This window comes from Paenibacillus sp. OAS669 (genome assembly GCF_014873645.1).
GTDB classification, from domain to species: domain Bacteria; phylum Bacillota; class Bacilli; order Paenibacillales; family NBRC-103111; genus Paenibacillus_S; species Paenibacillus_S vulneris.
On sequence record NZ_JADBDR010000013.1, the window covers coordinates 1 to 11,270 of the forward strand.

Sequence of the window (11,270 nt, forward strand, 5' to 3'; positions counted from 1 at the left end):
TCGCCATACATAAGAATCCAAGCTACGCGGGGGCTTGGCCCCTCCCGCGACCGGACTTTCACCGGATAGAAGATGCGTGCTTAGCTGGGCACGCCTATGTACAAAAAAACGCAACCCGCGTCAATCGCAGATTGCGTTTGTTTCCCAGGTTTATTTTTTACAGCGTCAAGCCGCCGTCAACCAGCACGATAGAGCCTGTCATGTAGCTCGATTCAGGCGAAGCCAGGAAGGCTACCATGCCCGCGATCTCTTCCGGCTGTGCGAAGCGGCCCATTCTCATATTCGAGACTTCCTCAGGCACATAGCCGGTCTGCTGCATCGTCACAGGAACGCTATCCGTCAAAGCGGTTTTCACTCCTCCCGGACAAATCGCGTTCACACGGATTCCTTTCTTCACATATTCCAAAGCGGCCGATTTCGTCAACCCGATCACCGCATGCTTGCTGGCGGAATAGACGCCCGCGCTGTGCTCACTGCGAATTCCTGCCGTGGAGGCCGTATTGATGATGGTTCCGCTGCCTTGGCTCTCCATCACTTTCAGAACATATTTCAGCCCGAGAAAGACTCCTTTGACGTTGACCGCCAGGATACGGTCGAATTCAGCCTCGTCGGTGTCCGAAAGCATCGAGAATTTTTGAATGATTCCTGCATTATTGAAAAATATATCAATCCGGCCGTAGGTCTTGACGGCTTCATTCACATAATATTGTACGTCCTCACTCTTCGCTACGTTGGCCTGAACGAAGATCCCTTCTCCGCCTTGCTCCTGCACAAGCTTTAACGTCTCTTCTCCGGCTTCCTTGTTGTAATCGACCAATACAACCTTGGCTCCGTTCTGAGCGAGCTTCAAGCTGCTGGCTCTTCCTATACCGCTTCCTGCACCGGTAATTACAGCAATGGGGTTCGTAACTGTAGTTGTCATATTGTTCCATCTCCTTAGCAGTATGGGTATTCTATCCTTAACGGATAGGGAAAATCGAGTGTGATAGTCATACTATCTATATGATAGTATGACTATCACTACAAATCTGATTATATCACTACCCATTTTTCTTTTCAATCCATCCCCCTTCTTTGCAGGCAAGAAAAAGCAGGTGAAGTTGACAACGATTGGTCGTTTTGATAGCATGGCTATCAATTATGACATGGTTGAGGAGTTGAACGTTAATGGACCCCAAGAGCAGATGGGAACAGGAGCGGCTTCAAGGCAAGCAGCAGCGACTCAGCAGCATTATCGCGTCTGCAGAACGTGTATTTCTGAGAAAAGGCTTCGAAAAGGCTACCATGCAGGACGTGGCCAAAGAAGATAATGTGGGCATCGCCACCTTGTTTCGGTACTTTCCCAAGAAAGATAAATTGATCGTCGCCGTGGCCACCCGCCTAATGGAGTCTCAAGCGCCTGTATTTGAGGACATAGCCGCAAGGCAGGAGAGCTGCCTCAGCAAGCTGGAGCGAGTGTTTGATCATTTCGTATCCTTCAGCCGCGAAACTCACGGGGAGCGGACCAGGCTGCTCGAAGCCTTCCAGAGCTATGCCGCCCAATCGCCGGAGCCGCTGGAGGATATCGATAAATTCAACGCTGAGTATCATCAGATCTCGGCGATCTATCACCGCATCATGGAAGAAGGAATGCACGATGGCTCGATTCGTTCGGATATCTCCATTCCAGATACGTTATCGACGATGGCCAATGCGTTCGGTATTTTCGCGCAGAAGCTGTCCCTGCAAAAAAACATCGCAATGCTGGAGTCCGACATGGAGCCGGAAACCCAGCTGCTGGTAATGAAGCAAATCTTTTTGGACTATTTGCGGGGGCCGGCCGGCGCCGCTAATACGCCACAATCTCAAAAATAGACCGTACCTGCTGTAAAAGATAAGCTCCCCTTAAAGTAGACAGGCGAAATAATAAAAGCCTGCTGCTCTAAGGGGAGCTTTTCCCTACGCTGGTACGGTCTATTTGTATCTATTGATAAGTGCTCGACTGAACGCTAACTTGAACTGGCTATAGTTTATCTACCTGCACGCGGCCTGAGAAGAAGGTCGCGCCTCCTCCCATATCCGCTATGCGGTCCGGGGTCAGGGCGTTGACGTTTCTTTTGCCGCCCGGCGCGTCCGCCCAAAGCCCTTGGCTCACCACAACGCCAGGCAGCACGTCTTCCCCTACCGAGGCGGTCAGCTCACATTCTCCGCGGCTGTTCCATACACGTACGAGCTCTCCGTTCTGAATGCCGCGAGCCTCAGCATCCTTCGCATTCATATGCAGCTTCTGCGTCTTTTCCATGCGGACATGCTTCTCGTTATTGGGAAATGTCGAGTTCAGGAAGTTATGATTTGGTCCCGGAATGAACAGGAACGGCAGGTCCTCATCTTCACACAGCGGCGTATAGGTCGGCAATGGAGGGTATCCTTTCTTCTCCATCGTTTGGGAATACAGCTCGATCTTGCCGCTCGGCGTTTGCAGCTTGCCTGGAAACAGCGGCTTCACATCCGCTTTGACATACTGCCGTTCCACAAGGGCCTCGTAGGTGATTCCCGCTATCGCCGGATTCGCGGGGTTATCCAATGCTTGGCGAATCAGCTCCTCGTCCGTATCGCGCAGCGCCTGATCCTCAAAGCCCATAGCCTGCGCCAGCAGGCGGAATACATCGACATTCGACTTGCTCTCGCCGTAAGGCTCGATCACCGGCTTTTGAATTTGAATGTAATGATGCCAATAAGATGCATAGAAATCCGTGTTCTCAAATGCCGATGTCGCCGGCAGCACGATGTCCGCATACTTCGCCGTTTCCGTCAGGAACAGATCATGGACGACGGTGAACAGGTCTTCCCGCTCCAGCCCCTGCCTTACTTTATTCGACTCCGGAGCTACGACGGCCGGGTTCGAATTGTAGACGTACATCGAGCGGATAGGAGGGTCCAGCTCCAGCAGCGCGCTTCCCAGCTGGTTCATATTAACCTGGCGGACCTTGCCCGGCAGCAGGTCTGGTCGCATCAGAGCGAACTCATTATGCACCAATACCGAGCCGTTGCCCTTGATCGCGCCACCGCCCCGCACAAGCCACTGTCCTGTCAGGGCAGGCAGACATGAGATCGTGCGAATACACATGCCCCCGTTATCATGATGCTGAGGGCCGTTGCCGATACGAATGAACGAAGGCGAGGTTTGCCCGTACATCCGGGCCAGCTTATAAATGTCCTCTACAGGCACACCGGTGATGCCCGATACTGTGACAGGATCATACTGCCGCACATGCTGGCGCAGCTCTTCATGGCCTACCGTATATTCCTGCAAAAATGCATCGTCCGTCATCTTCTCGTCGAACAAAATATGCATCAGACCAAGCGCCAACGCTGCATCCGTGCCCGGCTTGATCGGAATGAACCAGTCGGCCCAGCGTCCGGTCTGGTTTTTGTGAACGTCGATCACGACGACCTGCGCTCCGTTCTTTCTCGCCTTTTCGGCCAGGACCACCTGATGCATGTTGGTGCTGACCGTATTGATCCCCCACATGATGAACAGCTTCGTATGAACCGTTTCCTCCGGGTCGGTCCCGACACCGGCGCCCATCGTATAGCTGTAGCCTTCCGAGCCGGCCGCAGAGCAAATCGAGTACTTTAACCGGGTTGCACCGAGACGGTGAAAGAACCGCCGATCCATCCCTTCCGTTCCGATCAATCCCATGTTCCCGTAGAAGCTGTAAGGCATAATCGCTTCCGAGCCGTACTCTGCAATCGTCTTTTTCCAATGAGAGGTGATCGTTTCGATGGCTTCCTCCCACGTGATGCGCTCGAACTGCCCGCTTCCCTTTTTCCCCGTACGTTTCATTGGATATTGAAGACGCTTGGCGTCATAAATCCGCTCGCCCATATTGCGGACCTTGTTGCAGATAGCCCCTTGGGTCACCGGATGCGAAGGGTCTCCTTCGATTTTCACAATTTTTCCGTTTTCCTTATGCACCAATAAACCGCATTGATCAGGGCAATCCAAAGAACATACGGATGGAAACACTCCTGTTTGTTGATGTATCGCAGAACTCATGCTGCAGCTCCTTCCGTCCTGTTTAGATTTGGCCGATAGCCGGTCACACAGACTCTTTACTCTAGTATCAGTTTATGAAAAAGCCCCGGATTAGTAAAGACTTGCCTTCCGGGCTTGCTCTGCTGCTTCGTCCGTTTGGGATTCCGACGCCAGTTTTGTATAATTAGATAAGAAGAAAAACGTCTAGCGGCGTCTTATCATAGTAGCACGGAGGCAAGCATGTCGAATCGAAAATGGTCCATAAGCCTTCTAGTTCTTACCATAGTCTTCATCGGCCTGCTGCTGCAATTTTTGTTCTCGACCTTGCGGATTCGTGAGCTTGTGAAGCCGCCGGCGGCCGTAACGGAAACGGCTCCGCGCCACATTGTGCTCATCTCGCAGGAGCTGGATAACCCATTCTGGAGATCCGTCGAGCAGGGAGCGCGCGACGCTGTGAAGCAGAACGGCTGGGAGCTGGAGTATACCGGCTCCTTCCGCATCAATCCGGCCGAGCAAGCGAAGCTGCTGGAGAAGGCGATTGCGGCCAAGGCCGATGCCATTCTGGTACAGGGCCTTGGCGATCCGCAGTATCGGCAGTGGATCGATAAAGCGATTGCCCAAGGCATCGCCGTCCTTGCCGTGGATACGGACGAGCCGGCCAGCAGCAGGCTGTCCTACGTCGGCACGGACAACGAAGCAGCAGGCAAGCGGATGGGTGAGCTTGTCATTCAAAAGGCCGGTGGCGCAGGCAGCATCGGCGTCCTTGTTGGAAGCTCCGCACAAAGCCAGCAGCTCAGGCTGGAGGGGTTCCGTAAGGCTATCGGCCATAATCCGGCCCTTGCGATTACGGAAGTGCGAACGTCCAATATTTCCCGGCTGCAGGCGGAGCAGCAAGCAGCCGATATGCTGAAGGACCATCCGCAAATGCAGATCATGGTCGGATTCAGCGCCTTGGACGGCATAGGCATTATGAAAGCGGCGGAACGTGCCAAGCGGAGCGATCTGCAAATTTACGCCTTCGACGACCTTCCGGAGACGATAGAAGGCATCCGCCAATGCAAAATCGCTTCCTCCATCGTGCAGCAGCCTTACCGGATGGGCTTCGATGCGGTTAAGCTGCTGGAGCAGTATTGGAGCGGCCAAGCTCCGGAGAAGGAGCATTTCATTGCCGTCACGCTTCTTGACAAGGCTACGTTGGACGGCGCAGCAGGAGGCGCTTGCCGATGACGATCCGCACCAAGCTGCTGCTGTTTATCCCGTTGCTGGTGCTGCTGGCTAATGCCGTGACCTTCTTCGTCTTTCAGAGCGAGAAGATCGTCCAGACCAGCTATGACCGCATGATGCACCGGATGCTGCAGTACAAGCAGTCCGCTCAAACGGCCGAGCAAACGTTAAAGTCACTGTACGGCTATTTGCTGAATCCGGAAGGAACCGATACGACCGAGCTCGAACGGGGACAAGCAGAACTGGCCGCCATTCGCGAGGAGCTCTCGGCACAGCTCCCGTCCTCTCTTCAGCCTTCGGAGCTGACAAGCTACGTTCATATGCTGGATACGCTGAAGGAGCAGGAGCAGGCCTCTCTCTCCTCCTCCCTGGAGCACTCTCCTTCCATGGCGTTAAGCCATTATGAAGAAGCGGAATCCACACTCGGGTTTATCCGGGAGGCAGGACAAGCCCTCGTCGATCTGGAGCTGAGCTCATACCAGCCTGCCTACCAGCAGCTTCAAGTGGAGAACAACCGGTTGAACCGGCTGGGAGCCGCCGTGTTTATCGTCAACACGCTGCTCGGGATCGGGCTCGCCTTATGGATATCCGGCAGCATTACCGGACCGGTTCGCCGCCTTCTCCGGATGGCCCAGCGTGTATCCAAAGGCCAGCTGGAGTCGGCCAGCGAAGCCGCTCCCCCTCGTTCGGAGGATGAGCTGGGGATTTTATCCGATACCTTCCAGCAAATGATGGCGGATTTATCCGTACTCATTGAAAAGGATAAGGAAAGCCTCGAGAAGGACCGTCTCGTGAAGGAATTGGAGCTTAAAGCGCTCCAAAGCCAGATCCAGCCCCATTTTCTGTTCAATACGCTCAACGTGCTTTCCAAGCTGGCGTTGATTGAAGGAGCCGAGAAAACGAGTGACCTTATCGTGTCCATGTCCAATCTGCTGCGCTATAACTTGAGCAAGCTGGACCAGCCGGTGACACTGAAGGACGAGCTCGATCATTTGAAAGAATATATCGCGATTCAGCAGGCACGCTTTCGCGACCGGGTACGTTTCGAAATGGATATCGATGCTTCCGCTCTATCGGCGCCCATTCCCGCCCTTACCATCCAGCCATTGGTGGAGAACGCCTTTTTGCACGGCATTGAGCGTATGGAGCAAGGCGCCATGATCCGCATCGCCGTCCGGTGGGATGCCGAAGGTGTCTGCCTGGCTGTCGAGGATAACGGTGCCGGAATGAGTGAGGACGTCCGGCAAAGGCTCCTCCATCTGGAGGGGAACGTACGCCCCGCTGTCGGAGAAGCATCGGAGCAAGCGAAGAAACCGTCCACGGGACTGGGGACGGCGAATGTATTTAAGCGTCTGCAATTGTTGTACGGACGGAATGATCTGGTCGATATTCAAAGCAAGCCTGGAGAGGGAACCCGCATTCTGATCCGTATCCCTGATAGAAAGGAGAGTGAATCGAACGATGTATCGTCTGTTGATAGCCGATGATGAGGCTTTAGAGCGCGAAGGGCTCGAATGGATCGTTCAGAACATGCTGCCCGGACAGTTCGAAGTCATTCATGCCGAGAACGGCCGTATGGCGATTGAACGTGCGGAAGAGCACCGCCCGCAAATCGTGCTGATGGATGTCAATATGCCCGGCATTCAAGGTCTGGATGCGCTTCGGGAGATTAAAGGACTGCTGCCCGAGACCAAGATGGTGCTCGTCACCGCATACGATTATTTCTCCTATGCCAAAGAAGCGCTGACCCTCGGGGTAAAGGAATATATCGTGAAGCCGGCGCGACGGGAACAAGTCGTTCAGATCCTGCAGCAGCTTGTCGATGAGCTGGAACGGGAGCGCCTGAAACGGGCGGAGGACCTTCAGCTTAGGGACAAGGTCTCTCAGCTGCAGCCGCTCGTAGAGAATGAGCTGGCCCTCATGTTCATGGTAGACCAGGTGACGGGAGCCAGCGCTCCCCTGCTGTCCGAATGGCTGAGCTTCCCGCTGGAGCAAGGCTGCTCGATCGTGATCGCCTTCTCCGATCATGTCTACTCGCAGGATAAGACCAAAATCTACGATACGGTCCGCAGCTTCGCTAAATCTCATTTTGCCGGACCTTCTCTCGTCAGCTCCTTCATCGACCGGCATATGGCGGTCTTTCTAAGCAAAGCTGCCGCCGCGCAGGGCTCGGACTGGCAATCGACCCTGCGGCAGTACGGAGAGAAGATATGCGCTCTGACGGAACGCCAGCTCTCTCTTACAGCCTCTATCGGCATCGGTTCGACTCATTCGAATGTCGAGGGACTGCGCAAATCGTATTTCGAAGCCGTCTTTGCTTCGACATATTTTGAGGAGGGCGGCAGAGTCTGCCTGTTTGAAGAGGTAACCAAGCAAGGCGGCGGCTCTGCCCTTGCCCGTGCAAGCGATCACAGGGAATCCGCCGAGCACCGGTCCTACGTGCTGTCTGCCTTGCAGCGCATTCGCGAGGAGCGCGAGGAACAGACGATCCATGTCCTGGATAAAGCCAAATGCTACATCGAGAGCAAATTCACCGAAGATATTTCGCTTGAGGAGGTCGCTGACGTCGTGCACCTCAATCCCCACTATTTCAGCAAAGTGTTCAAGCAGCATATAGGGGAAACCTTTATCGACTTTCTCACCCGGCTTAGAATCGAGAGAGCCAAAGAGCTGATGGCTTCCAATGAATTAAGTCTCAAAGAGGTTTGCTTCGAGGTAGGCTACAAGGACCCCAACTATTTCAGCCGGGTGTTTAAAAAAGTGACCGGAATGACTCCGACTGATTATCGCGGGCAGGAGAATTAAGCTTTTGGCTATATAAAAGCTAAAAAGGCCTGTATTCCCCCAGCCCAAGCTCAGGTAATTTCTACATGCCCTTAATGGTTTACAAGGTATATAAGTCAGATCGTTAATAAACCGCTAACTTTTATTCCCTTCATTCTTCCGGGTGGTACTGCCAGCGGGTCAAATCCATTTTGCCCTCGTCGTCCACGGCGACCCCTTCATTTTGCAGGTGCATGATTTGCAGGAAACGGGCTTCGTCTCCCTGGAGCCCTATCTCGCCTTTGGCATTGACGACCCGGTACCACGGGAGATTGTATTTTTTACTGGACGAATGAAGAATTCTCACGACCTGTCTCGCCGCTCTCCGGCTTCCGGCTAATTCCGCAATTTGCCCGTAAGTCATGACATGCCCTTCCGGTATGGCTTTAATAATCTCGATCACCTGCCTAGTAAAAGGCGTCATTCCCTTCACCCGCTCCCCTATTCACGCTGCTGCTCTGCGAGCTTCTCGCAAAATTTGCTATACGGCCCCTCAACGACATGACCCTGGTTGATCGCTTCCCATAAATACAAAGAGGCAATCGATCGGTAAGGCTCCCAAGCCAAACTTTGCTGCTCCAACACAGCGGCTCCGTTTCCTTTTTCCCCTTCATAGAGCCACAACGCTGCACGGCGAAGCCCGGCATCCCCCATCGACAGTACATTGTCGCGGCCCATGAAAAAAATCAGAAACATTTCGGCCGTCCACCGGCCAATTCCTTTGATCTTCGTCAATGCCTCGATAGCTTCCTCATCGCTCATCCCGTCCCATGCGGCAAAGTCGATTTCTCCCTGCTTGACCAGCTGGGCCAGCCCTTGGATGTATCCGATCTTGGGCCTGGAAACGCCCGCGGCGCGCAGGATGTCCTCCGATGCAGCGAGCATGGAATCCGGTGTGATCCCGCCGCACTGCTGCTCCACGCGCTGACAGATCGTCGCTGCCGCTTTGACCGAAAGCTGCTGGTTAATGAGCGACTTGGCCAAATATTCAAAACCGTCCGTTCGTTTCGGCACGTTTAACGGACCCACCGCTCTGACCAGCACCGCCAATCTGGCGTCTTGAAGGCATAACTGACGAAGCCTAGGCTCGTCCGCATGTAATTCGAATAAGGATGTCATGGGATTCCTCATTTCCAAGGATCTTTTTAGTATCAAATCACTCATGCATTTTCTAAAATGTCTTCCTAAGAGCCAGGTCCATAATCGAACATACTTTCTATTTATTATAATTGCCGACCTAAACGTACTTCAAGCAATTCCCTTTCGCTTAACACCACATAAGCATATATTTTTTCATTTTATGGAATTACCCTATTGTCAAAACTAATGACATTAGTTATTATAAAACTAACATTATTAGTTTTAGTCGAAAAGGAGCTTACCCATGTCACCACGAATCGGACTTGATTTGTCCACGATTTTGCAAGCGGCAGCAGAAATGGCCGACTCCCAAGGGCTGGATGAGATTACGCTGGCATCTCTGGCTCAAAAGCTGGATATCAAATCCCCCTCCCTATATAACCATGTCAACGGATTGCCCGGTCTTCGCAAAAAGCTCGCCGTTTACGGGCTGGAGCAGCTGCTCGATTGCATGACGCGCGCAGCCGTAGGCCGGTCCGGTGCTGCCGCCGTACACGCGATAAGCGAAGCATATATTACATTTGCCCGCTCCCATCCGGGTTTGTACGATGCAACTCTTCGCGCCCCTGAACCAACGGACAAGGAGATCCAAAAGGTCGGAGGGGACATCGTCGACCTCGCCGTACGCGTGCTGCACGCTTACGACCTGCAGGGTGACGCTGCCATACATGCCGTGCGGGGATTGCGCAGCCTGCTGCATGGCTTTGCTTCACTAGAGCAGCGGGGCGGCTTTGGACTGCCGCTTGATCTCGATGTCAGCTTCAGATTGCTAATCGACACCTTCCTTGCGGGTATTGAAGCTATGAAACAAAACTTGGAAACCATCGCTAAACCAGAAACCTAAAGGAGTGGAAGGCTATGAGTTTTTTGTTGTTCGTTATTCTTTTTAGCGCAGGATGCGGGTGGCTGGACTCCAGAGCCCGCTCCACCCAACGAAAGGAAGGGATGTAAAATGTTCGCAGGACATTTCGGCCTGGCTGCCGCGGTGAAAGCAAAGACTCCGGAAGTACCGTTATGGGCACTCATGCTTAGCACGCAGCTGCTGGACGTTGTGTTTGTTCCGCTTTTCTTGTCGGGCGTAGAAACGATGGAGCCTGTTGATGGAACCTCATCTACCACTCATGCCCCCGTTTCCGTTTGCTGGCATGAAGCTCGCGGATCAGCATGTGATGGCAACGCAGCTCCAGCTTCTGTAGATAAGTTTGTGCCCATACTCTCAGCTTTTCTAGCTCCAGAAGTGATTTGCACATCGGGTTCCCCTTCAAACTCTGAATTCCTTGGTTAAAATTCTAAATAACTAATCGTTTTTTTCTATTATTATTGGACCAAGTAATTAATACTACGATACCAATCAGAAACGTACCTGTGGGGTAGATTAATGGAAAGAGTATCGAAGGAAGGGTGTAAGCGATATCTGATTTATACCCAATCCATGTCGTTGACTCTGAGGAATCAAGCAGCAATTTCACGCCCAGTAAATGCTTTCCCCTATCTATGTACGAGAATGTCTCCTCGGTAACTCGCATATCTTCATCAACATATAGGATTCTCCATTTTTGGTGTTCTACTTCCCGGTTATTCCAGTCGTTTACTAGACGTTGAACAATTGCTAATTTTTCTTTATTGCTTTTTTTATCTTTTATTTCTAATATGTTAAGCCAAGATAAGAAATCGCTATCTTTTGTTATTTTTTGGGGCAGCAAAGCTTCTGTCGGAAGCGATTCTTCCATTCCATTTATTTTAATTATAATTTGTTTAATACGTTTATTTTGATTATTAGATGTTGGAGCATCCCTACCAGTATCTTTTGTTATTACTTCAACAGTATTGTTTCTCCAAATAATGGGGGAGGCAAGGTCATTGGATACTTGAGTAACTACTCGATGTCTCATGTTTCTTATGTCAATGAATTCTTTTATTTCATATCTGGAATTTACATAACTGTCCAAAACATTTTCTTGAACAATTAAAAACAAAGGATACGCTGATATAATCATTAATATCATACCTATTATGAAATTCCTTTGCATAAGTCACATCTCCCAGTATCAATTTGATATATTTA

At 51.9% G+C, this 11,270-nt stretch carries 11 protein-coding genes and 1 pseudogene; 6 read left to right on the plus strand and 6 right to left on the minus strand.

Features of this window, described 5'->3' with window-relative positions:
• Positions 1-157: 157 nt before the first annotated feature.
• Positions 158-922, minus strand: a complete 765-nt coding sequence (locus tag GGC63_RS24215) for an SDR family NAD(P)-dependent oxidoreductase (RefSeq protein ID WP_192704526.1) — start codon at positions 920-922, stop codon at positions 158-160.
• 245 nt (positions 923-1,167) lie between these two features.
• Here GGC63_RS24215 and GGC63_RS24220 point away from each other — a divergent pair, with 245 nt between their 5' ends.
• Positions 1,168-1,854, plus strand: coding sequence for a TetR/AcrR family transcriptional regulator (locus tag GGC63_RS24220; protein ID WP_192704527.1), 687 nt, complete (start codon positions 1,168-1,170; stop codon positions 1,852-1,854).
• Between the two features lie 148 nt (positions 1,855-2,002).
• On the opposite strand, the gene GGC63_RS24225 is transcribed toward GGC63_RS24220, so the two are convergent.
• Positions 2,003-4,039 carry a molybdopterin oxidoreductase family protein gene (locus GGC63_RS24225; protein WP_192704528.1) on the minus strand — a complete coding sequence of 679 codons (2,037 nt, stop codon included), beginning with the start codon at positions 4,037-4,039 and terminating at the stop codon, positions 2,003-2,005.
• Between the two features lie 219 nt (positions 4,040-4,258).
• Here GGC63_RS24225 and GGC63_RS24230 point away from each other — a divergent pair, with 219 nt between their 5' ends.
• The 3 genes from GGC63_RS24230 to GGC63_RS24240 are packed head-to-tail and all read left to right on the plus strand — an operon-like array spanning position 4,259 to position 8,047.
• A complete protein-coding gene (locus tag GGC63_RS24230) occupies positions 4,259-5,245 on the plus strand; it encodes a substrate-binding domain-containing protein (protein ID WP_192704529.1) in 987 nt (328 codons plus the stop codon).
• The gene (locus GGC63_RS24235; protein ID WP_192704530.1) at positions 5,242-6,729 is read left to right on the plus strand and encodes a sensor histidine kinase; all 1,488 of its coding nucleotides are present in this window, start codon (positions 5,242-5,244) and stop codon (positions 6,727-6,729) included. Before GGC63_RS24230 ends, GGC63_RS24235 begins: the two co-directional genes overlap by 4 nt.
• Complete coding sequence (locus tag GGC63_RS24240) at positions 6,704-8,047, plus strand: AraC family transcriptional regulator (RefSeq protein WP_192704531.1); 1,344 nt, start codon at positions 6,704-6,706, stop codon at positions 8,045-8,047. The genes GGC63_RS24235 and GGC63_RS24240 overlap by 26 nt, the downstream gene beginning before the upstream one ends.
• A gap of 130 nt (positions 8,048-8,177) precedes the next feature.
• Here GGC63_RS24240 and GGC63_RS24245 read toward each other — a convergent pair whose 3' ends face one another.
• Entirely contained in the window at positions 8,178-8,489 is a 312-nt protein-coding gene (locus tag GGC63_RS24245; RefSeq protein WP_079913516.1) for an MGMT family protein, read from the minus strand.
• Positions 8,490-8,506: 17 nt separating this feature from the next.
• Entirely contained in the window at positions 8,507-9,184 is a 678-nt protein-coding gene (locus GGC63_RS24250) for a DNA-3-methyladenine glycosylase family protein (protein WP_192704532.1), read from the minus strand.
• A 265-nt stretch (positions 9,185-9,449) separates the two neighbouring features.
• Between GGC63_RS24250 and GGC63_RS24255 the strand changes: the two genes are divergently transcribed.
• The gene (locus GGC63_RS24255) at positions 9,450-10,049 is read left to right on the plus strand and encodes a TetR/AcrR family transcriptional regulator (RefSeq protein ID WP_192704533.1); all 600 of its coding nucleotides are present in this window, start codon (positions 9,450-9,452) and stop codon (positions 10,047-10,049) included.
• A 108-nt stretch (positions 10,050-10,157) separates the two neighbouring features.
• Positions 10,158-10,307 (plus strand): annotated as a pseudogene (locus GGC63_RS34655) (permease); the annotation flags it as partial.
• A gap of 10 nt (positions 10,308-10,317) precedes the next feature.
• Here the strand turns inward: GGC63_RS34655 and GGC63_RS24260 are convergent.
• Positions 10,318-10,455 carry a hypothetical protein gene (locus GGC63_RS24260; protein ID WP_192704534.1) on the minus strand — a complete coding sequence of 46 codons (138 nt, stop codon included), beginning with the start codon at positions 10,453-10,455 and terminating at the stop codon, positions 10,318-10,320.
• Between the two features lie 39 nt (positions 10,456-10,494).
• Positions 10,495-11,235, minus strand: coding sequence for a hypothetical protein (locus GGC63_RS24265; RefSeq protein WP_192704535.1), 741 nt, complete (start codon positions 11,233-11,235; stop codon positions 10,495-10,497).
• Between the last annotated feature and the right edge of the window lie 35 nt (positions 11,236-11,270).